The 22,848-nt window shown below is 41.9% G+C and carries 20 protein-coding genes; 6 read left to right on the forward strand and 14 right to left on the reverse strand.

Annotated features, from left to right (window positions below):
* Positions 1 to 80: 80 nt before the first annotated feature.
* Genes selD through ACOFKR_RS12875 form a run of 3 tightly spaced genes read right to left on the reverse strand, consistent with a single transcriptional unit; the run spans position 81 to position 4,915 of the window.
* On the reverse strand, positions 81 to 1,130 hold the full coding sequence (gene selD / locus ACOFKR_RS12865) for a selenide, water dikinase SelD (RefSeq protein ID WP_419801212.1): 1,050 nt from the start codon (positions 1,128 to 1,130) through the stop codon (positions 81 to 83).
* 5 nt (positions 1,131 to 1,135) lie between these two features.
* Entirely contained in the window at positions 1,136 to 2,182 is a 1,047-nt protein-coding gene (mnmH, locus tag ACOFKR_RS12870) for a tRNA 2-selenouridine(34) synthase MnmH (RefSeq protein WP_419801213.1), read from the reverse strand.
* Between the two features lie 51 nt (positions 2,183 to 2,233).
* A complete protein-coding gene (locus tag ACOFKR_RS12875) occupies positions 2,234 to 4,915 on the reverse strand; it encodes a family 78 glycoside hydrolase catalytic domain (RefSeq protein ID WP_419801214.1) in 2,682 nt (893 codons plus the stop codon).
* A gap of 136 nt (positions 4,916 to 5,051) precedes the next feature.
* On the opposite strand from ACOFKR_RS12875, the gene ACOFKR_RS12880 reads away from it, so the two are divergent.
* Positions 5,052 to 5,672, forward strand: a complete 621-nt coding sequence (locus ACOFKR_RS12880; protein ID WP_419801215.1) for an HAD family hydrolase — start codon at positions 5,052 to 5,054, stop codon at positions 5,670 to 5,672.
* A 15-nt stretch (positions 5,673 to 5,687) separates the two neighbouring features.
* Here ACOFKR_RS12880 and ACOFKR_RS12885 read toward each other — a convergent pair whose 3' ends face one another.
* From ACOFKR_RS12885 to dnaG, 5 genes are all read right to left on the reverse strand, one after another.
* Positions 5,688 to 6,014 (reverse strand): hypothetical protein, encoded by a 327-nt coding sequence (locus tag ACOFKR_RS12885; protein WP_419801216.1) that lies wholly within the window; start codon positions 6,012 to 6,014, stop codon positions 5,688 to 5,690.
* A gap of 220 nt (positions 6,015 to 6,234) precedes the next feature.
* Positions 6,235 to 7,308: a glutaminyl-peptide cyclotransferase gene (locus tag ACOFKR_RS12890; protein WP_419801217.1), complete on the reverse strand. Its 1,074-nt coding sequence runs from the start codon at positions 7,306 to 7,308 to the stop codon at positions 6,235 to 6,237.
* Positions 7,309 to 7,374: 66 nt separating this feature from the next.
* Complete coding sequence (locus ACOFKR_RS12895; RefSeq protein ID WP_419801218.1) at positions 7,375 to 7,764, reverse strand: endonuclease domain-containing protein; 390 nt, start codon at positions 7,762 to 7,764, stop codon at positions 7,375 to 7,377.
* Between the two features lie 92 nt (positions 7,765 to 7,856).
* Entirely contained in the window at positions 7,857 to 8,225 is a 369-nt protein-coding gene (locus ACOFKR_RS12900; RefSeq protein WP_419801219.1) for a YraN family protein, read from the reverse strand.
* Positions 8,225 to 10,180, reverse strand: coding sequence for a DNA primase (gene dnaG, locus ACOFKR_RS12905; protein ID WP_419801220.1), 1,956 nt, complete (start codon positions 10,178 to 10,180; stop codon positions 8,225 to 8,227). Before dnaG ends, ACOFKR_RS12900 begins: the two co-directional genes overlap by 1 nt.
* Before the next feature lie 147 nt (positions 10,181 to 10,327).
* Here dnaG and ACOFKR_RS12910 point away from each other — a divergent pair, with 147 nt between their 5' ends.
* Positions 10,328 to 10,708, forward strand: coding sequence for a DoxX family protein (locus ACOFKR_RS12910; RefSeq protein ID WP_419801221.1), 381 nt, complete (start codon positions 10,328 to 10,330; stop codon positions 10,706 to 10,708).
* Between the two features lie 300 nt (positions 10,709 to 11,008).
* A complete protein-coding gene (locus ACOFKR_RS12915) occupies positions 11,009 to 11,257 on the forward strand; it encodes a hypothetical protein (RefSeq protein ID WP_419801222.1) in 249 nt (82 codons plus the stop codon).
* A 12-nt stretch (positions 11,258 to 11,269) separates the two neighbouring features.
* Here ACOFKR_RS12915 and ACOFKR_RS12920 read toward each other — a convergent pair whose 3' ends face one another.
* Positions 11,270 to 12,265: a glycosyltransferase family 4 protein gene (locus ACOFKR_RS12920; RefSeq protein ID WP_419801223.1), complete on the reverse strand. Its 996-nt coding sequence runs from the start codon at positions 12,263 to 12,265 to the stop codon at positions 11,270 to 11,272.
* A gap of 478 nt (positions 12,266 to 12,743) precedes the next feature.
* Between ACOFKR_RS12920 and ACOFKR_RS12925 the strand changes: the two genes are divergently transcribed.
* Positions 12,744 to 14,483 (forward strand): glycoside hydrolase family 15 protein, encoded by a 1,740-nt coding sequence (locus tag ACOFKR_RS12925; protein WP_419801224.1) that lies wholly within the window; start codon positions 12,744 to 12,746, stop codon positions 14,481 to 14,483.
* A gap of 202 nt (positions 14,484 to 14,685) precedes the next feature.
* Here the strand turns inward: ACOFKR_RS12925 and ACOFKR_RS12930 are convergent, their stop codons facing one another.
* Genes ACOFKR_RS12930 through ACOFKR_RS12940 form a run of 3 tightly spaced genes read right to left on the reverse strand, consistent with a single transcriptional unit; the run spans position 14,686 to position 17,059 of the window.
* Positions 14,686 to 15,099 (reverse strand): EamA family transporter, encoded by a 414-nt coding sequence (locus ACOFKR_RS12930; protein ID WP_419801225.1) that lies wholly within the window; start codon positions 15,097 to 15,099, stop codon positions 14,686 to 14,688.
* A 20-nt stretch (positions 15,100 to 15,119) separates the two neighbouring features.
* On the reverse strand, positions 15,120 to 16,385 hold the full coding sequence (locus ACOFKR_RS12935) for a sensor histidine kinase (protein ID WP_419801226.1): 1,266 nt from the start codon (positions 16,383 to 16,385) through the stop codon (positions 15,120 to 15,122).
* Complete coding sequence (locus ACOFKR_RS12940; RefSeq protein WP_419801227.1) at positions 16,382 to 17,059, reverse strand: response regulator transcription factor; 678 nt, start codon at positions 17,057 to 17,059, stop codon at positions 16,382 to 16,384. Before ACOFKR_RS12940 ends, ACOFKR_RS12935 begins: the two co-directional genes overlap by 4 nt.
* Positions 17,060 to 17,422: 363 nt before the next feature.
* Here ACOFKR_RS12940 and ACOFKR_RS12945 point away from each other — a divergent pair, with 363 nt between their 5' ends.
* Positions 17,423 to 17,851, forward strand: a complete 429-nt coding sequence (locus tag ACOFKR_RS12945) for a PepSY-like domain-containing protein (RefSeq protein ID WP_419801228.1) — start codon at positions 17,423 to 17,425, stop codon at positions 17,849 to 17,851.
* A gap of 1,319 nt (positions 17,852 to 19,170) precedes the next feature.
* Here the strand turns inward: ACOFKR_RS12945 and ACOFKR_RS12950 are convergent.
* Positions 19,171 to 20,931 carry a glycoside hydrolase family 9 protein gene (locus tag ACOFKR_RS12950; RefSeq protein ID WP_419801229.1) on the reverse strand — a complete coding sequence of 587 codons (1,761 nt, stop codon included), beginning with the start codon at positions 20,929 to 20,931 and terminating at the stop codon, positions 19,171 to 19,173.
* Between the two features lie 81 nt (positions 20,932 to 21,012).
* Between ACOFKR_RS12950 and ACOFKR_RS12955 the strand changes: the two genes are divergently transcribed.
* Positions 21,013 to 21,345 carry a cupin domain-containing protein gene (locus ACOFKR_RS12955; protein WP_419801230.1) on the forward strand — a complete coding sequence of 111 codons (333 nt, stop codon included), beginning with the start codon at positions 21,013 to 21,015 and terminating at the stop codon, positions 21,343 to 21,345.
* 252 nt (positions 21,346 to 21,597) lie between these two features.
* Here the strand turns inward: ACOFKR_RS12955 and glf are convergent, their stop codons facing one another.
* Complete coding sequence (glf, locus tag ACOFKR_RS12960; RefSeq protein WP_419801231.1) at positions 21,598 to 22,695, reverse strand: UDP-galactopyranose mutase; 1,098 nt, start codon at positions 22,693 to 22,695, stop codon at positions 21,598 to 21,600.
* Between the last annotated feature and the right edge of the window lie 153 nt (positions 22,696 to 22,848).

Below are 22,848 nucleotides of genomic sequence, written 5' to 3' on the forward strand. Positions count from 1 at the left end.
AAGCAATACTGTTTTTATCACCTGAATTTTTGTTTGCTGCGGAGATGTTTCTGCCCGAATTTATACCGGTAAAAACAGCATCAAATCACCAAAATCAGTTCTCCGCCATCCGGTGTTTTCAGCCGGCCGAAAGGTTTGCAATGCTCTTCAGCAAAGCCTTCTTTCCGCAGTAAACTTTCAAATTCTGTGATTGAATTTTCGGCAACCGCAATCAATAATCCGCCGCTGGTTTGCGGATCGGCCAGGATTTGTTTCTGCAGTTCTGTCAGCGGGCCGATTTTATGGCCGTAACTATCCCAATTGCGTTGTGTGCCGCCGGGAACACAATCTTGTTTGAGATACCCTTCAACCGAAGCAATCTTTGGCACTTTTTCAAACTCAATCACGGCCTGTAGGTTGCTGCCTTCGCACATCTCGCTTAAATGGCCCAGCAAGCCAAAACCGGTCACGTCTGTCATCGCTTTTACGCTTGTAAATCCGGCCAAAACTTCACCTAAATTATTTAAAGTTGTCATGTTTTTTAGGGCGATGGCTGCATCTTCGGGCTTTAAAACCCCACGCTTTTGGGCAGTAGATAAAATGCCAACGCCCAGTGCTTTAGTAAGATACAATTTACAATTAGCCGTTGCCGTAGAGTTTTGTTTTAACTGATTGATGCTGACCAGGCCGTTTACCGCCAAACCAAAAACAGGCTCCGGGCAATCAATGCTGTGGCCGCCGGCAAGCGTAATCCCGGCTTCGGCACAAACCGCGCGCGAACCTTCCAGCACTTGCTGTGCAGTTTCTGGCGGCAATTTATCAATCGGCCAGCCTAAAATGGCAATAGCCAAAACCGGTTTCCCGCCCATTGCATACACATCGCTGATGGCGTTGGCCGAGGCAATACGCCCGAAATCATAAGCATCGTCCACAATCGGCATAAAAAAATCGGTGGTCGAAATTAAAGCCGTACCATTTCCCAGATCAAAAACGGCCGCATCATCACGCTTGTCATTGCCCACCAGCAAGCGTGCGTCCGGCGGCGCAGTAACCGGACTATGCAAAATTTTATCTAAAACGGCCGGACTGATTTTACAGCCGCAGCCCGCGCCGTGCGAATATTGGGTAAGTTTAATAGCTTTCAATTCCATATTTTTTAAGAGACTGTTTTGGCCGATGCTTCTTTTACCGGCATAAAATTCATCAATTGCTGCGCATTATCAGCAGCATTTTCAGTGCTTGTTTCAAACGGAAAAACGTTTTCTGCAAGCCTTTTGCCCAGGCCGTTGCGGTAGGTTTTATCGTAATAAACCAGTACCAAACGGATAAAATCGGCCATGCGGTTTTCGAGGATGGCAGCAACGGCCTGTTGCGTTTGCAGTGGGCCTAAGCGTTTCCGGATGCGTTCTGTACATTCTATCAAAAATCCCGGTTCTAAATTGCCGTATTCCTCCACCAGGTTGGCAATCCGTTTTTCAGTTACTATTTTCAGGTTGATTAAAACAGCATTGCGCATCTGTTGCCAAAACGGGTTTGGGATTACGCGCTGGCCAATCGTCAGGCTTTCATCTTCTACCCAAATCGGGCGGCTTTTATTTAAGGCCGATAATTGCATAGCCAGGTTATTTTCAAACTGTTCCTGCGTGGGTTGGATGAGTTTGCCCAGCGTGCCGTATGATGAACCCTGATGCTGCGCCAAATCCTCCAGATCAATTACCTGTCCGCCCATAGTTTTAAGCTGATGCAGGATTTTGGTTTTTCCCGAACCCGTCATCCCGCCCAAAACGCAAAGCTGATATTGGTTTTCAAATTGCTGCAAAACCCAACGCCTGAAGTTTTTGTAGCCACCTTTAATCACATAAACCTCAAAACCATAAAGGTTTAAAGCCCAGGCCATTGCACCGCTGCGCATCCCGCCGCGCCAGCAATGTACGGCCACTTTTTTCTGCGGGCAAACTTTTAATGCATCCTTAATAAATCCCGACCATTTGTTCCCGGTTAAATCAAAACCCAGCAAAATGGCTTCTTCCCGACTTTGCTGCTTGTAGGCCGTGCCCACTTTTACGCGCTCCTCGTTATCAAACAAAGGCAGGTTAAAAGCGGCGGGCACGTGGCCATGTGCAAATTCTGCCGGGGTACGCACATCGGCCAGCGGAACATCCGGCAACCCGGTAAATTCTGCAACGGAAATTTGGTGGATCATGAACGGTTTTACTATTAAACAAAGTGCCGGACAAAGGTTTTCTGCGGAAGTTTATTTCCATAAAAGTTTATGCTTTCCGGATTCGAGGTGAAGTGTATCTGCAGAAACCGGTTTCCGGTCAGCAAAAACCCTTAACCCATTGATTTTTGGCAGTTTAACTGTGGCCGATGAATTTGCAGGGATAAAAACAGTATATAAAATCCGTTTTCGTTTTTTTCGCCAGGAAGAAGAAACCGTACCAAACGGACCATCATGTTTGGCTTCAAAATGATCCAGGCCAGCCACAAAATTGGGTTCCAGCAGCACGTTTTTGAAGCCCGGATTTTCAGGATCAGGTTTGATTCCGCCCAAACCTTTATATAGCCAGGCACCGATTTCGCCAAACATAATGTGGTTGAGTGAAATATCGCTTTTGGCATCGATTTTCCAGTTTTCGTATAGCGTGGTGGCACCGTTTTCCATCCACCAGCCCCAGGACGGATACGTTTTTTGCGATGCAATTTTGTAGGCCACATCGGCATAACCGTTTTCGCTCAGCGCATTCAAAATAGCTTTCTGGCCCAGCAAACCCACATCCAGATGGAAATTATCCGCAGCAACACGCCTGGCCAGATTGGCCGCTACTTTACTTTTGTAACCTTCGGGCACCAAACCCCAGTACAGCGGTACACTCATTTCGGTTTGAAAACCATCCGCATAAATAGCTGTGTTTAAATTGAGGTATTTTTGGTTGAATGCTGTTTTTATACGGTTAAAAAGAGTGGTATATTTTTGTTCATCTTCGGGCTTGCCCAAAATTTTGGCGGCTTTGGCCAGGATCATGGCATCTGCATAATAATAGCAGGTAGATGTCAGTTCTACCAGCGAAACGGATTTTACCGGAACCCAATCACCTAAACCCCAGGTAGTTAAGCCGGTCGGACTGATTTCTGTGATATGATCTACATAACGTTTGATGTTTTCGTAGCAATCGGCAAGCAACTTTTTATCTCCGTAAAACAAGTAAATATTCCAGGGGATGATGGCAATGGTGCTCGTCCAGTCCGGCCCGTTCCCCCACTCGTACCCCCAGCCGTTGGAAGGGATGATAGAGGGCAAAACACCGTTTGGTTGCTGCTCATCTCGATGATCGGCCAGCCATTTCTCATAAATCGTGATCCCGTCGAAATTATACAAACCGGTCTCTATCGCGATTTGTGCATCGCCCGTCCAGCCGTTTTTTTCGCGCTGCGGACAATCCGTTGGATAACCAAATAAATTAGACAAATAAGAATTATTGGTGGCCCACCAGATTTTGTTGATCACCGGTTCAGAAGAACTGACCACCCCAACGGCCGGTACATCGCTGTGCATAAAATAACCGACCAGGCTTTCTTTGGATAAGGTAACAGGCTGACTGCTTGTGACTTCCACATACTGAAAACCTTTGTAGTTAAAGTGCGGCATAAAACTTTCTTCACCTTTTCCGTTTAAAATGATGATATCTGTTTGAAAAGGATCGGTATTACCTGTTGGGCGATAATGAATATCAATGTTGGAAATATCCGTGTGGCCGTTTGGGTACAAGCGTTCGGCGTGGCGCAATTTTATAATGGTGCCTGCCGGTCCGTTTATTTTAATTTTGCTGACGCCGGAAATATTTCGCCCCAAATCAAAAACGTAATTGGTATCGTTGAATTTCCGGATAGATTTTGCAGGGATTTCCTGCACATTCCGGATCGGGTGCAACATTTGCGAAACGATATTGGCCGATGGTGCTTCGCGATAAATTACGCCGTTCCATTTGCTATCGTCAAAATCAATCGTGTTCCATCCGGGTTGTTCCAGGCGGGCGTCGTAATGTTCAGCAGTGTAAATGCTGTTGAAAATCACCGGACTTAAAGCGGTTTTCCAGTCTTTGCCGGAAGTAACGGTTTCTTCGGAGCCATCTTCGTAAACCAGTCTCAAATCCATACAAAACGTTGGCCGCGCGCGCCAGCCGGCTTTGTCAAAATCCCAAACTGCGGTGGATTGCAAATTGTACCAGCCGTTGCCCAGCAGCACGCCGATACTGTTTTTACCGGCTAAAATTTCGGGTGTCAGGTCATAAGTTACGTACAACGTACGGCGGTCAAAACGTGTGTACATGGGGTCTAAACGATGATTTCCGATTTTTTTCCCGTTTAAATAAAGTTCGTACAAACCTGCAACGGCTATGTAGGCGCGCGCAGATTTTACTTTCTTCTCCGCAGAAAAAACTTTCCTGAAATATGGTGCCGGTTTCAGGCGGATGTCGTTATTGTCCGAAATCCAGCTGCCGCGCCAGTTTTTGCTTTGCATCATGCCGGTTTCAAAACTGGCGGTTGCTGCACCGGTGATTTGCTTTCCGGCTTCATCTTCAACCAAAACCTGCCAAAAATATTTGGTGAAAGGCTGCAGCTGCGGTCCAGAATATTCAACTAAATTGGTTGAAGCATTGATTTGGCCCGAATCCCAGATGCTGTTTTTACCGGTATAAATTTGGGCAGAATCTGGACTAACTAAAATGCGGTAAGCTGTTTGTTCAGCTGCTTTTTTGTTACTTACCATTTGCCAGGTAAAACGTGGTTTTGGCGCATCAACCCCGATCGGGTTTACCAGATATTCGCATTTTAAATTAATTAAGCGTGTTTGTGCTATTGCTTTTAGAGGAAGGAAAACGTTGGTGAAAACAAAAAGCGAGGCCAGCAGCAGGTTTAACGATGTTTGGGTCATGTAAAATTATAAACGCCTAAGATATAACAAGCAATGCTGTTTTTATCAGGTAAAATTTGGTTTTTGGTTTTAATCTGATTCTGCTAAACCAAAAACTAAAAATCCGGTTAGGTTAGCATATCAGCAGTAATTTTATATGATAAAAAAAGCATTGATTTTTGATCTGGACGATACGATTTACCCGATAAAACCTTACGCAGATGCCATGTTTGGGCCTTTGTACGATTTGATCAGGCCGCACATAAGCGAAGAAATCCTGGAAGCGGTTAAAGAAGATTTACTGACCACACCTTTCCAAAAAGTGGCCGACAGATACCATTTTAGTTATGGTTTGAAGCAGGAAGGTATGCAAATTTCGCTGGATATGGGTTTTGATGGCGAATTAACGCCTTTTGAGGATTACCTGCCGCTGCGGGATTTAAAAATAGAGAAGTTTTTGGTAACGGGCGGGTACACAAAGTTTCAGAAATCCAAGATCAAACAGCTCGGCGTTGGCCGGGATTTTAAAGAAATTTTTATTCCTGATCCTGCAAAATCTAACCTGGAAAAAGCTGACGTTTTTAAGCAGATTTTAAACAAATATCATTACGGGCCCAAAGATGTTTTGGTTATCGGCGATAACCCGGAAGCCGAAATTGCCGCCGCCAAAGAACTGGATATTGAAACGTATCTGTATGATTATCAGCAAAAATATTCGCCTGCACTGGCTGATTATTATGGCGTGAACTACAAAAACCTGCCCCCAATTTTAAGCTAAATGTTGTAAACAGCTTTAATTCATTTTTTGCGGAGAACTGTAGCTTTCCATTTCAGAAATAATTTCCTCCGGATTATGATCAGACATTTCTATATCCACCGGATAACTGTATCCCAAACGCTTGTTTTCTTCGTGCATAAATTTAAAAATATCGCCCAAAGCTTCGTGTACAGATTTTAGGTATTTATAATCAGTACTGGTTAAACAACGGCCACAATCATTGGTACCTTTTCCGGGTTCGCATAAATTAAGTTCTTTGATAACGCCATTGATGATTGTTGCATTGAAATTTCCTTCAAAGTGCCAATTAAGCGTATTTTTTATTTCGCGGTGATTTTCCATGTTTGTTGATGATTTACAGTCATTATCCAAAAAAAATGCCAGTAAAAGAAGCATGGCAACTGACCGGAAAAAATGCGAAATAAAAAGTGCTAAATCATGATTTTAGGTTGATAAAAGAAGCATCTGCCCGAAACTTCTTTTCATTAACGATTGGAAACGTGGATTTTTGAGGAAAAAAAGCACGTTTCTGTTGGCTTTAATTATAGCTATAATACTGTTTTTACACACCTTTTTTTACAAACTTCACCTGGAACAGTTTGCCCCATTTTTTGCCGGTAACAAAAATACGTTTGGTAGTAGCATCGTAAGCAATGCCGTTCAAAACGTCATCGTCCGGGTCATTGGTTGGCGGCCGCTGGGCCAACGGATAGATATTTTCCATGTTGATTTTTTGCAGCACGGCACCGGTTTTCGGGTTGATGGCCAGGATAAAGTCTTTGGTGTAAACATTGGCGTAAATTTTCCCGTCAATCACTTCCAGTTCGTTCAGGTTGTCAATCTGGCCTTTATCATCATAAACATCAATAGAACCGAGCAGCGAATACTTGTTTTTGTCCAGAAAATAAATACGGTTAGAACCATCCGTGTTCAATATCTTTTCCCCGTCAAAACACAAGCCCCAGCCTTCGCGGCCAACCGTGTATGAAAAATCGGAAACTGGTTTCAACGTACTCAAATCATACACAAAACCGCGCTGCTCTTTGTAGGTAAGCTGAATGATCTTATTGCCGATAACGGTAATGCCTTCGCCAAAATAAAGCGGGTTGAGCCGGGTGGATTGTAAAACTTTGCCGGTTGCCGGGTCAACTTTCCGAATGTCCGAATGGGCATACAGGCCGGCACTTTCATAAAACGCTTTATTGTGATATTCCAGGCCTTCTGTGTAACAACTGGTATCATGCGGAAAAACTTTTTCTACCTGATAAGTCAGTTCTTCCGGTGCTTTGGCCGCCAGCAAAACAATATTAGTGGTTGTGGGCGTACTGTTTTTACCCTGGTAAACTGTGGCCGTAATTTGTTTAATGCCCATCGGCAGCGTATCTGTTTTCAGGCTGAAGGCGGAGAAATCTTTTTTCATGCCCAGCCGTTTATCGTCCATTTGATAAACTACAGAATCAACTTTATAACCTGCCGGCGCACTTAACTGGATCGAAACATCTTTACCAGATGCAACATTACTTCCGGCTAACGGACTGATCGACAGAGAGCTGCCGTCTTCCTGGTTACTTTTTTGCTTGCACCCAAACCAGGTTAATACAGCACAAAAACTTATAACTATGTATTTTTTATTCATAAAATTTAAAATCACAAACTTTTTAAACTATAAAGTTAACCGCTATGCTTCCCCTCTCGAGAGGGGTTAGGGGTGTGTTCTTTGATTACCAATATTCAATGTCTCAACGTAAATCTCTAACGTACGCAATACATTAAACATATCTGTTTTAACTTCTTGCTCCGTAAATCTCAATATCTTTAAATTATATTTGCTCAATTCTCCTGATCTGCAAACATCTTTTTCAATGTTTTCTTCGTGATATCTGCCATTAATCTCAACTATCAAATTTAATTCAGCACAGTAAAAATCTGCAATATAATTTAAAAGGGGTTTCTGCCGATGAAAATCGTAGCCATAAAATTGATTAGCTTTTAGTTCCTGCCAAAGTCTGATTTCTCCCGGCGTACTGTTATTGCGAAGATTTCTGGCAAGCTCTTTTAATTTAGGATTGTACGGGATAATTTTTCTGCGCATGATAACAAATTTAAGAACACACCCCTAACCCCTCTCGAGAGGGGAAATCGCTTGCAGACTAATCAAGCTTAAGATATAATTAATCTATATCATCACTCCGGATCAGGCCAAAAAGCATCCTGAATATGGTTTAAACAATGATTTCCCTGTTTGTTAAATAAAATTGCAATAATGTCAAACCGTGCTTCGCCGTTATAACCCATCAGTTCGATAAACTCTTCGGCAGCACTAAAAAGCAGCTTTTGCTTGGCGGCGTCCACAAAATCTTCCGGATCGCCAAAAGCATTCCCGCTGCGTGTTTTCACTTCCACAAAAATGATGGTTTTATCGAGATATGCAATCAAATCCACTTCTGCTTTACCAAAACGCCAGTTTTCGTCTAAAATTTCGTAACCAGCTGCTTCCAGGTGTTGTTTGGCCAAAGCTTCCCCTTTAAAACCAAGATCGTTGTGTTCGGCCATTATTTCAAAACCACAGAACCCAGAAAATCAGAAATATATTTTTCCACTTTTTTCATGTGCTGATATTTGTTCAGCAAAATATCCGTATCGTCTTCACTTTCAGTAGTTTGCAATTCTCTGCGGATGCCTTCCAAAATCTGGTCAACTTTTCGTTTTTTAAGATGGAAAATGGCACCTAATATGGCGGCTTTCATGTTGTCCTGCTCGCTGCTCACCAATATTTTATGCTTTTCGTACCAGTTTTCGCTTAAATTATAAGGCGTAGAAACCATGGAAACCGCCAGGTCTGCAACGCTGCGATTGCTATGATGAATGAAAAAAGCTTCGTCCGGCAAGCGGCCATTTTCCAGTTCCTGCTGATAAATCTGAACGATATTTTTACTTTCCGGGTTTTCAAATTCTACGTCGCTCAGTTCGGCAATCATAAACGGACCGATATAGGTGTTGGCAATGCCGTCCCAATCAATCATTTTATTGCCGTACGTAATCAGCAGGCGCACAATTTCTTTCTCCTGACTTAAGTCCCTATAAAGCAAATTAAGTTCGTCCGGACTTAATTCTTGGTAATCTGGTTTAGTTCTATTTTCTTGAATTACCGAATTAACTTCGTTGTCCTCGGATTTTATATTTGAAGGTCGTTTACTATTAGATTTTTTTGTGACTAATTTGTTAACGGCGCTTAAAAACCCTCGTTCATCTATGTTAAGTTTATGAGCAACTTGGGTTATATATGTTTTTCGAAATTCAGGGTCTGGGTGATTTGATAAAATTTCAGCTATATCATCTGTAGTTTTAATTTTTTTAATAGGATCGAAAAAATCTTCTTTACTTATTGTCAGTAGATAGAAATCTATTATTCCTTTAGTTGTTGTTTCGATATGTTTTTTGAACGCACTTGATCCATATGCTTTTATAAATGAATCAGGGTCATGGCCATCAGCGAATAATACTACTTTTACGTTAAATCCTTCTTCGTAGAGTAAGCTTAAACCGCGTAATGCTGCTTTTATGCCTGCCGCGTCGCCATCATATAAAATTGTAATGTTCTTTGTTGATCGGCCAATCAAACGTATTTGCTCAACTGTTAACGAAGTTCCGGATGAAGCCACAACATTCTCAATACCAGCCTGATGCACCGAAATTACATCCGCATAACCTTCTACCAGATAACAATTATCAGCTTCGCGGATGGCACGTTTGGCAAAATACAAACCGTAAAGCAGGTTTGATTTATGGTAGATTTCCGATTCGGGCGAGTTGACGTATTTCGGGACGCTTTTATCATTTTTCAGCGTCCTGCCGCCAAAACCGACCACGCGGCCGGTAAAATTATGGATCGGGAACATCACGCGGCCACGGTAACGATCGTACAACGTGCCGTTATCCCGCTTTACGGAAAGGCCGCTTTCCAGCAAAAATTCCGGCTGGTAGTTTTGTTTGATGGCCGCCGAACTGAACGCTTCCCAATTGTCCGGCGAATAACCCAGCTCAAACTTTTTGATCACATCTTCCCGGAAACCGCGTTCTTTAAAATAACTTAAACCGATATTTTTTCCTTCAGGAGAATCCAGCAAACTTTCATTAAAAAACCTGGCCGCATATGCCGAAACCAGCATCAAACTTTCACGCCGGTTGTCTTCTTCTATGTTTTCGGGTTTCTGCTGATCTTCCTCAACCTCAATATTATACTTTTTGGCGAGCCATTTTAACGCTTCGGGATACGTAAATTTTTCGTGCTCCATCAAAAACGTAACTGCCGAACCGCCAACGCCTGTCGAGAAATCTTTAAAAATCCCTTTCACCGGCGAAACGGTAAATGATGGCGTTTTTTCGTTTGCAAAAGGCGACAAACCCACAAAATTGGCACCACGCTTTTTCAGCTGTACAAATTCGCCGATCACTTCGGCAATATCCGTGGCCTCAAAAATTTTATCGATGGTTGCTTTTTTGATCATTCCAAACAAAAATAAGGTTTTGGGCGGAAGTTGATGCGGAAAGGATTAACTGGGACGCTTCTTTTACCGGCCTGAATTTATGCCCGTAAAAGAAGTATATTTAGCAGACAATAAAAACAATATTTAACTAAACCACACAAAAACAAAATGAACACAAAAACAAGGAACATTATTGGCTGGGTGCTTACCGCGATACTGGCTTTCGCATTTTTTGCCAGTGCTTCCATGAAATTTATGGGCGGTGCCGATGCCGCAAAAAGTGCCGCTGCGTTTGGCCTGACACCAGAGATTTTGAAAATGATCGGCGTAGTAGAAATCCTTTCCATCATCCTGTTTATCATCCCGCGGACGGGGTTGCTCGGCACGTTGCTGCTGGCGGCTTATCTGGGCGGTGCAATTGCCACGCATTTAGAGCATCAGCTACCTATTTTTGCGCCGGTTATTTTACAATGTGTAGTTTGGGTAACGGCCACCATCCGCTTTCCAGAATTAAGCCAAAGGCTGATGGGCAGAACTGCAACCGTGTAAATTGGACTTTCAGCAAAAAACAAAGCCTGGTTAAACATCAGGCTTTGCAGTTTAAACGCAATTTTGTTTTATAACGTGCCGCTGGATTTTTGGTCAGGTAGAAATAAATCTGCCCAAAATTTAGGCGGTAAAAGAAGCATGTTGCACTTTTTTCGCTTTTAGGGATTAGCGCGCAGCTGTAAAATCAGCCCCGGTTAAGTTTTTTATCAAAAAGTAAAAACTGTTAACCTAATCAAATTAAAACTCGTATAAAAAATAAACTTATTGCTAAACGGCAGTCCAAAACAATAAAAAAATACCATGAATGCGAACCAACATTGTACCGTTCTGGAAGTTGAACGTGTTATTTGTACCGAGATTTTTGGCCTGACTTTTTGGGTTGGGTTTCTTAAACTGATCGACCAGAACATGGACCGTGCGGAAGGGATTGTTTACTTTATCAACAAGGCCGATGCGTTAAAACTGGATATCGGCGATCAGGTTTCCCGGCAATCCGTATTTCATCTTACTGCTGATCTGAAAAACAACAATACTTCTTTTAGGGGGTAAAATTTGGGCTGCTCATGCCGCGCTGCCAAAAACCGACAGGTATTTTTGGGCAACAACCTGTATATGATAATTTTTCAGATAAACGGCCAGTTCTTCAGGTGTATAACCGGGCTGGTTGATGTTTTGCAAAGCCTCTTTTAACAAGCCATGCAGTGCGTGCACATCGCCCGGAGGGAAAAGTTTGCCAAAGCTGCCCACCGCTTCGGCCAAACCGCCGGCATCTGCTGCAATTACGCGGCACCCGCAGGCCAATCCTTCTAAAGCCACAATCCCGAAACCTTCTTTTCCGCTGGACGGGATCACCAATACTTTATGCCGATTTAATATTTCTGCAATTTCCGTGCTTTTTAGCGTGCCCTTAAAAGTAATGTGTTCTGTTAGTTCAAGCGTTTCGGCAATGGTTTTTAACCGGGGCAGTTCCGGTCCGTCGCCCACAATAGTCAAACTGAAAGGCAAATTCAAATCATAACAAGCCCTGATCAACGTATCGCAGCCTTTTTGCGAAACCAGTCTTCCCACAAAAACAAAATCCAGCGGCCTTGCGGTTTCTGGTTTTGCTTTGAAAAGAAGATCGTCATAACAATTGTAAATTATTGCTGATGGTGTGCCCAAAGAAGTTGCCACACTTTTGCTCACCGAAATATTCTCCGAAGAAAACTTGATCAAAAACAGTTTTATTACCGACAGTAAATTTCTTTTGTTGGTGAGCGAGAAATCATTCTGGGAAATTACCCATCTTTTGCGCGGCCCGATCAACAATGGCCAAACGCCTTTTAAGGAAATATTGGGCATGTAATAAATTTTGCACCATAAAAACAGTTCGAGCATTTTTGCAAAACTTGGCGCATAATAAACTTCAATGTCCGGCAGTGTTTCGGTTTGCTTTTGGTAAGCGATCACTTTTACTTCGTGGCCCTGATCAATAAACTGCCTGCAAAGGTTAAGCGTAAGGTTTTCAATGCCGCCACGCAACGGAAAAAAAACAGTTGTAAATATTAGTATCTGCATATATTTGATTAGATCAGTTAATGCTTTTAAAAGTAAACCCAATCGGTTTATCGCTTTTAATAATTAACATTCTACCTATAATTATTACAGTTTTTACGCCGTTTTAAATTGAAAGTTTTAAAATTACGCATAATATTTAGTTAACTTATTGAATATCAAATATTGGCGCAAACTTTTAATTATTTTTTAATGGTCATCCGCAGAAAAATATGGCTTTAAAAACAGCAAACAAGTTTTTTAGGCAGATTATGGTACGGACAATTTTTAAAACCTTGCCTCTTTTCCGGTATATACATTACAAAAATACATGCCTTTTTTATGCCGGTAAAAACAGTATGCCGATAAGTTTTTGTCAATTAGCTGTTGCAACAAATATTACCTTTGCATAATTTACGTGCTGTTTGTAAATGTTATGCTTCTTTTACCGGCAATTTTTAGTCGAAATTTTTTTAAGCTGATAAAGCAGAAACCGAAAATCATGATTGAACAACCTGCAATAAACGAACTTGCCCTAATAAGCGACAGAAATACATGTGCCCTGCTGGACAAGCAAGGCACCATACATTGGTATTGCCCCGGCAGGTTTGATGGCGCGGCAGTTTTGAGTACCTTGATCGATGCCCAAAAAGGTGGTTATTGGCGTGTGGCTTTAACTGGTGGCAATTACCAAAACCGGGCTTATATGGAGCATGGCAGCGTTCTGCAAACTTTTTTCAACAGTTGGGCCGGCGGGTTTTCTATTCGTGATTTTATGCCGATGAAAAGCGCAGGGCCGGGTATTTTAAGGCGGTTTTCTGAAGTACCGACCAGCTTGCTCTCCACCTTAAAAATTGCCGGAAAGTACGGACTGGATCCGGAAACGGTAATTCAAATTGATGCCTGCACCGTATATTTTAAAGTGGCCAAACTATACTTATACTGTTCATCGCCCCTAAAAATTACCGCTACAGATACAGTAGAGTTTACCCTTGGCAAAGGGCAGCACGGCTGGGCTTATCTAACGGATTCGGTGTTAAAAATGGAACAGCTTAATGTTGACGAACAGTTAACCGTTACACAGAACGAATGGCGCAGTACGGCAGCAGGTTTTCAGTATGAAGGGCTTTTTAAAGAAGAAGTTTTGGCTTCTGTGCGCGCCATTCATCAATTAACCTGTGTTGCAACCGGCGGCGTTTTGGCTGCTGCAACCATGGCTTTGCCGGAAGTGATTGGCGGCGAACGCAACTATGATTACCGCTACGTTTGGGTTCGCGATGCTGCCTTGATAACCGGTGCATTATCTGTGCTGGACGTGGATGGCAAAACAGAGTTTAAGTTTCTGGGATTTTTGCACAAGGCCATGAAAACGAATCCTGAAGAGTGTATTTATCCACTTTATACCATTGACCATCAATTAGTTAATCCTACAAAACAATTGCCTTTAAACGGTTATGCCAACAGCAGGCCAGTGCAATTGGGCAATGCGGCCACCAAACAACTGCAGTTGGATGCCGCCGCAAATGTGCTGATTGCCTGCAAAATCATTTATGACAAATACCGTAAACGGCTGCACTGGAAAACGGTTAAGCAAGTGGCCGGTTACATTTGCAAAAACTGGGAAAAAGAGGACAACGGTATTTGGGAAGAAGGCAAAGCGCTGCATTACACATCCGGGAAGGTGCTTTGTGCCCGCGGTTTGGAAATGGTTGCCCCTTTTAACGAAGATGCAAAGGAGGCGGAAACCTGGCTGTACAATGCGCGCCTGATCCGGGAATTTGTATATCAAAACTGCCTGACGGACAGCGGTGCTTATGCCAACTATGCCGGATCGCAAAAGGTGGATGTATCAGCTGCTTTATACGCTTTGTGGGATTTTACCAGGCCGGATTCTGCAGAAATGAAGGCAACGGTGGCCGAAATTGAAAAGTATTGCGGGCAGGATAATTTATACCGGCGTACGCTGATTGAGTTTGATGCCGGAAAAGAAGGCTATTTTCTGGCAGGATCATGCTGGATGGCGCATTATTATGCCGTTGCGGGCAATTACCAAAAATCGAAACTGATTTTAGAAGCTGTTAAAAATTGCCAGAACGACCTTGGCTTTTTCAGTGAGGAAATCGCTGCCGACAGGAAGCAAATGCTTGGGAATTTTGGTCAGACGTTTGTGCATTCGTCTTTTATTTGTGCAGCAAACGGTTTAACAAACGAGCAGAAAGGCATCGATACGGTGGTGCATTAAATTTCCGGGAACCGAAAAAAAATTCAAATTTCTGCCAACAGGTTGGCAATGCTTCTTTTATCACCTAAAATTTAGTTGTTTGTATGCGGGTTTCTCTATCTGCATCAATTACAAAACCAAAATTTACTGGCATAAAAGAAGCATTGTACATTTATCAACCAAAATTTAAACAGGCTATAAATCCTATTTTTGATTGTATTTTTTAAAAGATCAATACCAAAGTGCCGCATATGATCATCAGTGCACCGATTGCTGCTTTTAAAGACAAAGTTTCTTTTAAGATAATGACCGACAATATAATTGTTAACGCCACGCTGAGTTTATCAACCGGTGCAACTTGTGATACTTTGCCCAACTGCAACGCTTTGTAATAAAATATCCAGGATAACCCGGTTGCCAGACCCGATAAAATGAGGAACAAAACGCTATGTTTTGATAGTTCTGCAATACCTTTTAATTCTCCGCGGGCGATGGCAATCCCCCAGGCAACAATCAAAATGACTACCGTTCTGATTGCCGTTGCCAGATCAGAATTAACATTAGTTACTCCGATTTTGGCAAATATGGCAGTTAGCGACGCAAAAAAAGCAGAAAGTAAAGCATAAATCCACCACATATAATCAATTCAAATTTATCTTAAACTTTAGTATCAAATTTCACCGTAAAACAGTGCAACTGCTCTACAAACTGATAATCCAGGCCCCAATTACTGGTTGCGCATATCTGCCGGGAAATGGTTAAACCCAAACCACTTCCTTCAGATTCAGGCGATTTACTAAAACGGTTGAAAATAGCATCGACCAATAAAATATCGTTCAGGCCGGTGTTGCTGATGGTCAACTTGTTTTGATCCAGTTTTATTTCAATTTTTCCATTATTGCGATTATGCCGAATGGCGTTGCCGAGCAGGTTGGTCAATAAAATTTCTGCCAGAAACTCGTTGGCCGTTACTTCTTTTAGCTCGATAAAAGAAGTAAGGGTAATGTTTTTCATAATAAAAAGTTCGTTGAACCGTTGGGTCAAACCGATCAGCAGGGTGTCCAGCCGAATGCTTTTTTTATCGGACAAAATTTGGTTTTCAATTTTGGCCAGCAGCAGCATAGACTTGTTCAAATGCGTTAAGCGCGCCACACTCTGGTATAAATCTTCCAGCAATTTACTTTGCCCGTCAGTAAATTGATCTGTTTGTAAAAGATTGTCCAGCTTGGAGTTGATAACGGCAATCGGCGTCATCAGTTCGTGCGAAGCGTTTTCTGTAAAAACCTTTAGTTCGTTGTAATCTTTTATCACTTTATCCGCCATTGAGCCAATGGCCAGGTTTAACTCGTCAAACTCAGTGATCCCTGATTCGGCTTGCTTCAGTTTGTTTTCCTTGCCGGCAATATCAAAAGATTTTAAACGCAGCAACGAACCGTAAAAAGGTTGCCATAAATGTTGCAGCACATACCTGTTGATGATAAATAACGCAGTTAGTAAAACGAGGATCAACACCAGGGTTATACTAAAAATAACTTTTATCAGATCTTCGGTTTCAACTTTGGATTCTGTGATCTGTACCTTGTAATTTTGGCCGCCAACCATAACAGAGCTGATCAATCCCCTGCCTGATTCTTTTTCCTTTTCTTTAGCATTATAAAAATTAGTATCGATGAAGCGGCGGTTTATGCCGGAAGTGCCCGCATTTTGAAAAACAATCTGCTGATCGGTAGATTTAAAAACCTGTGGCAAACGATGGTTCAGTTTTACAAAATCAAAAATCTCCTGCTCCTCAACTTCCAAATCCTGATCTACCTGCCGGTTGAGCACCAAACTGATTACCTGATAATACAACACGCTGATGGAAATGATGACCACTATGGCGGTTGCTAAATTGACCCTGTTGTACTTACTGATCAGTTTCAAACGTTTGCAAATTTATAACCCATGCCATATGCTGCGTGTATGTAATCCGTACTTCCGGCCTCTATTAATTTTTTGCGGATATTTTTAACATGTGAATAAATAAAATCAAAATTATCGACCATATCAAACTCATCGCCCCACAAATGCTCGGCAATTGCATTTTTTGATACAATTTTTCCTTTGTTTACCACAAAATATACCAATAGAGCAAACTCTTTGCGTGTTAATTTAAGTGCTTTTTTATGTACGGTAACCACTTTTGCCCTCAAATCGATACTAATTTCATTAAAGTTTAAAAGATCATTTCCACCAAAAGTTTTCCGTCTGATAATGGCTGTAACCCTGGCCCGTAACTCTGATAGATGGAATGGTTTGGTAAGGTAGTCATCAGCACCCAAATCCAACCCGGTCAGCCGGTCTTGGAGCGAGTTTTTAGCAGAAATAATCAAGACACCGTCCGGATAATTGCTCTTTTTTAAGCTCTCTAAAATGGCTAAACCATTGCCGCCGGGCAAAGTAATATCCAGCAAAATGCAATCATAACGGTACAGGTTTATTTTTTCCTGTGCGATAAAAAAGCTGGCCGCTGTTTCGCAAATGTTTCCGGCTTCGGTAAAGTAAGTTTCTATACTTTCACGCAGCCCTTTTTCATCTTCAATAATCAATAGCTTCACCCCGGTAAGTTATAAATAGAAACTGAAGAAATCCTGTTTAAATAACGATGCTTCTTTTACACCTGTAAAATTGGTGCGGTATTGTTTTAAGTTGTGTTTTTCAGGCAGATCGAAAAACAATAGCGCGTTTAAAATTTATGCCGAAAAAAAACACCATACTTCTTTTATGCCCGTAAATTTTGTTTTTCAGATTTAGGCCGATAAAAGAAACATGGAAAATAAACCGGATAAGATTTTAAACAGGCCCTAAATAAAACAGGATAAATTATTTTTAATTGATAAAGAATCGAAGGATTTATAAACGGTTGCACCAACAGGATTTACACAGAATGTTTATTTACAATTGTTTATAAAATCAAAATCATGAAAAAGATCATTTTAAGTACATTATTGTTTCCGGCCATAACAGGGCTTGCTATGGCGCAAAAAGTAAAAAGTGCCGCTGTTCCCGCTGCTGCAAAAACTGCTTTGATGAAAAAGTATCCGGCAGCCAGCCATATCACCTGGGAAAAGGAGAAAGGAAATTTTGAAGCTAACTGGGGAGGAAAATCCGGCGAAGATATGTCTGTTCAGTTTACGCCAGCCGGTGAGTTTTTAGAGCAGGTTGTGGCAATTTCCCCCAATAAACTGCCCGCCGGTGTTGCTGTTTATGTTAAACAACATTATAAGGGTGCCAAAATAACCGAAGCCGGAAAAGTTACCGATGCCAAAGGTGCTACTATGTACGAAGCCGAAATAAAAGGCAAAGACTTGGTTTTTAACGAAAAAGGAAGTTTTTTGAAAACAGATTAATCAAAAACCGGTATTTGGATAAAAGACCATTCGTGATGAATGGCCTTTTATGTTTTAAGTAGCAAGTTTAATCGCTTGGGGCCTGTTTAAATTTTGTTTAATATATTTTCTATGCTTCTTTTACCACGAGGTTGTTTAAACTTTTGTTTTCTTGTTAATTCTTTTGAGCAAGAATACCGAAAAAAGCCATCCAATGCGTTGCTGTCCGGTTCATAGTCAGCACATCATAACGGACAAGCAGTGCTTTGTAACTGTCCATCCAGGCGTTGCCCTGTTACCGTCCTTCTTTTATACAGCCCTTCATCAAGGTACTGGTCTTCAATATCGTTGCCTTTATGGTCACGTGGGTTTGGTCTAATGTTGGCTTGGATTTCCTTTTTCCACGCAGGCCTTCCTGGGTTCTTGACCATCAAAACCGGCATCGGCGTTTAAAAATTGCCCCTACTGTCTATAGCCGCCTATTTAGTACTACACAAAGCCGTGTAAAGGGAACTTTTTTTTCATACAGGCCATGGTGCTGTCTTTCTTGAGGCTTGGATAAGGCAAGCACCTGGCCAGTACTGTCCTCAAAAAACTGTGCATTACTGGTTTTTAGGGCCTTCCTGCCCTGGCAACCTACTACGCCCGCCCGCCCCATTTTGTAGGCGTGTGGCTGCCATCTAATTGAATCGAAGATAGGTCTAAATGGCATCGGTAAGGATGTAAAGGCCCTGTCCATACTGAACACTATGGACAGTCCATGCACCATTTGATAAAACGACAATAAACGCCAAAGCCCTGCCGGCTTAACGAAGCACCCACTATAAACCGCTTTAATGGCAGCCCGCGCCACTGGCAGCCTGTTCTTGACCTGAACAATATAGCCTGTACTGCCTGGGAAACAGGTGTTTTACACCGAAAACTACGTTCCCCTCTGCTTAAATGAGGCACTAGTATTTTCCCTACCGTGCCTTTGTCCACGTCCCCCCTGAAAGTCTCCTGTTTCATGATCTACCGCCACTAAACCCCAACCCTTTCCCAGAATCCCCTTTTGTTATGCTAAATAAGTTTAAATAACCTCAACTATTAAAACCACAAATTTTGTAGTTTACAAGTTACAAGTGTAAAAATATGTGGGCAATCGACTGCAAGTAAATCAAAAAACTTTTTTGAAAATTTAACTTAAAAAGTTTTTGTTAATATTCTTGAAGGCATTCTATACAATACATTATCACTAATGAAGTTATTTTGAATGATTGCTGTACTTCTTGTTTACAGTGATCATATTTCAGGTGATAAAAGAAGCATCGAAACAAGCTACGAATTAACTCAAACAACTTTTAAAATTTCCACTGCAAAGCTTCCAAAGCATTGATCAGATAAGCAAAAGGCGCATTCCAGTTGATGGCGATTTCGTTGGCAGCATAAGCGCGGTCATCATCAATATAGGCCAAATTTGGCACGGTCGAAGGGTAATTTACACCGTCTTGTCTGCCCGGATTGGCACCACCAACCAGTAATCCCGGCACAGGCTCAACCACGCCATCTGCAACCGAAGGCCGGTGGTGCGGGTGCATAGGCGTTTTGCTACCGAAACCGGTTAAAAAACTATAACCAGTTGCGTTTTGGCCAAGCAAATAATCCAGATTGGTCAATGCAGCATTCAAATATTTTTTGTTTTGGCTAAGTTGATAGGCTTTGATCAGTGCAATTCCCTGGTTTGCAGCGACAGAATTGCTTCCCCAGCCAAAATCATTTTCTGTTTTACCAAAAACGGTGTGATAAGCACTTAAACCTTTCAGTAAACCATCTGCAAAAGCAGTTAAGCGTTTTTTGATTTCCGGCAAATCCGTTTTTGCTTTTCCGGTCAGTTTCTTTTGATTTTGCGTGAGGGCATAAAAACCCAGTAATTTCACCTGCGACCAACCCGGAAGCGGCATCGCTGGATCAGCCAGAACATTTACCGATTGGTAATATTGATCGTTGCCTGTCGAAATCGTCAGTTCGCAGGCCGCCCACAAAAATTCATCGGTAAAAACAGCATCGCCATAACCGCCTGTCGTAATTTTTGGAGCGAAGTTTTTGTTCATCTCATTCTGATCATACACCAGATCCGGATTTTTCTGCGCCCAGGACCAGGCTTTTTTAGAAGCAGCCAAACACGAATCCGCCAAACCCGGAAACTGCTTCGGGAACGCTTTATAAATCCTGGCCGCCTGCGCAGCTACGGCAGCAAAATCCAGCGTGGCCGCAGTGCCTTTTTGCACCACATAGCGCGGCGTTTTATCTTTATCGGGCATTTCCATTGCATCAAAATTGGTATTGGTAACCTTGTTGTACACGCCGCCATCCGCCGGATCCTGCATGGTCAGCAGCCAGCGTAAATTCCATAAAACCTCGTTCAAAATATCCGGAACGCCATTGCCGGTTTCGGGGATATTGGTTTGCACCGAAGCCATGTGCTGCGGAAAATCCTCGTATAAAGAAAGCAGCGTACCGGTGGAAATGCCTGAATTAACCACGTATTTATTATAATCTCCGGCATCATACCAGCCGCGCGTAGCCGAAATTTTGGTTCCGGCCGGTCGGTTTGCGCTTGCTGCGGAAGGATGAACAAGCACCTGATCATCCGGATGACCTTCGGCACGGTGCCATTTTCCGGCATATTTTTCGGGCAAACCGGTAGAAGCACGCTGAAAATAAAACGCTTTGAGGGAAGCTTTTGCTGCATCTGCATAAACATTCGGTTTGATTTTAAACGGATAAGAATCCGGCAAACCCTGCACCGAAACCACAAAATTACCGCTTTGCCGCAACGCACTGAAATTGGCAGATGCTGTTTTTACGCCATTAAAATCAGCAACGCCGGAAGCTTGCAATTTCCCGCTGAAAACCACTTTCCCATTCATGTTTTTTACTAAAAACCTACCACTTACTTTACCGATAACGATAGCTATTTTAGGCGCATCCGGCAAAAAACCTACCTGGTTTACCGCAATGGGAGGTTGGTTTTGTGCCGATGCTTTCATGCAAAACAAACCGGCCAACAACAGCAGGGAAGCGGTTTTCAGGATGCTGTTTTTATCGATATAAAATTTCATTGATTTGGGTAGAATTGATGTTGCTATTAAAGAACAAATCTGCATATTGCTGACTTAATTTACCCTAAAATTAACTTTGTCATGGAAGATATTTTTCAAAACTTTGCCAATATCCCAACCAAAACTATTGCGCCCGGCTACTCGGCCAAACTTATCCACACGGCAACTAATACGTTAAACTTTCTGGAGGTGAAAGCAGGCAGCAGCATCGGCGCGCACCGCCACCACCACGAACAATTGGCTTTTGTGCTTGAAGGTAAATTTGAACTGACCGTAAACGGCGAAAACCGCATTTTAGAACCCGGTATTTTCGCTATTATCCCGCCAGATGCAGAACATAGCGGCACAGCAGTAACAGATTGTAAGCTGCTGGATGTGTTTAGCCCAGTCCGGGAAGATTTTAGGGCGTTATGAAAAATTATGTCGATAAGCTTTTTTGATCCGCAAAGAGCGCGTTTAAACTTTATCCGATTTATTTTCCATGCTTCTTTTATCGGCCTAAAATTGGGAAAGCAAGATTTATGGACATAAAAGAAGCATCGTCAACTTACTGATGAAAAATTTAAACAGGCTTTAACAACTGTACCTTATTTTTAAATTTAACAATACTTCTTTTATCTGCTAAAATTTATCAGCTCCGTTTCAAAAATCAACAATACACTACAACTAACCGAAATGTGTTTCTACTTTTTTCAAAGCTGAGCCGATAATTTGGTGCATGTCATAATAGCGGTACTCGGCCAAACGGCCTCCAAAAATCACATTGCTTTCCTGATCCGCTAATGCTTTATATTTTTTATAAGTATCATTATTTAACTGATCATTAATTGGGTAAAATGGTTCTTTGCCTTCGTCCCATTCTGCCGGAAATTCATGTGTGATAACCGTTTTTGGCTGTGTGCCAAACTCGAAATGTTTATGTTCAATAATACGGGTAAACGGGATTTCGCGTTCTGTATAATTGACCAAAGCACTTCCCTGATAATTGTCCATATCCAGGGTTTGCTGCTCGAACCTTAAACTACGATATTGTAATTTACCAAACTGATAATCATAATACTGATCAATTTTACCTGTAAAAACAATTTGAGGTGCCAAAGAATTATAGTATTCTTTATTGTCGAAATAGTTTTCGTTCAGCCTGACTTCAGTTCCTTCCAGCAAACCTTCTGTTAGTTTGTTATAACCTCCGTTTGGGATACCCTGATACGTATCGTTAAAATAGTTGTTATCAAATGTGAAACGAACGGGCAACCTTTTGATGATAAATGCAGGCAAATCTTTCGCTTCCCGGCCCCACTGTTTTTCGGTGTAGCCTTTAATCAGTTTTTCATAAATATCCGTTCCAACCAAAGATAAAGCCTGTTCTTCCAGGTTCTGCGGATCCGTAATGTTCAAATCTTTAATCTGATCGGCAATCACAGCTTTGGCCTCAGCCGGGGTTTTCACTTTCCATAACTGATAAAAAGTGTTCATGTTGAAAGGTAAGTTGTAAAATTCACCTTTGTAATCAGCAACCGGTGTGTTGGTATAGCGGTTAAATTCAACAAAAGAATTTACATAATCCCATATCCTTTTATCATTTGTATGAAAGATGTGCGCGCCGTATTTGTGCACATTAATCCCTTCTACACTTTCATTATAAATGTTACCGCCTGTATGATCTCTTTTATCTATAATCAGGCATCTTTTACCTCTTTTTTTAGCTTCGTAAGCAAACACAGATCCAAATAACCCGGATCCTACAATCAAATAATCGTACATAAATCAAACATATTTCTATTCTGTAAAAGTGTAAATTTTTTAGCAATTTTTTGTGCCCGGGCAATTATTTTAGTTTTAAGCAGATGCTTCTTTTATCAGTATAATTTCAGGATTTGTTCTGATTTTTAATAAATTTCTTTTATAACGCTTCTT

It is taken from the genome of Mucilaginibacter sp. (assembly GCF_965201005.1).
GTDB lineage: Bacteria > Bacteroidota > Bacteroidia > Sphingobacteriales > Sphingobacteriaceae > Mucilaginibacter_A.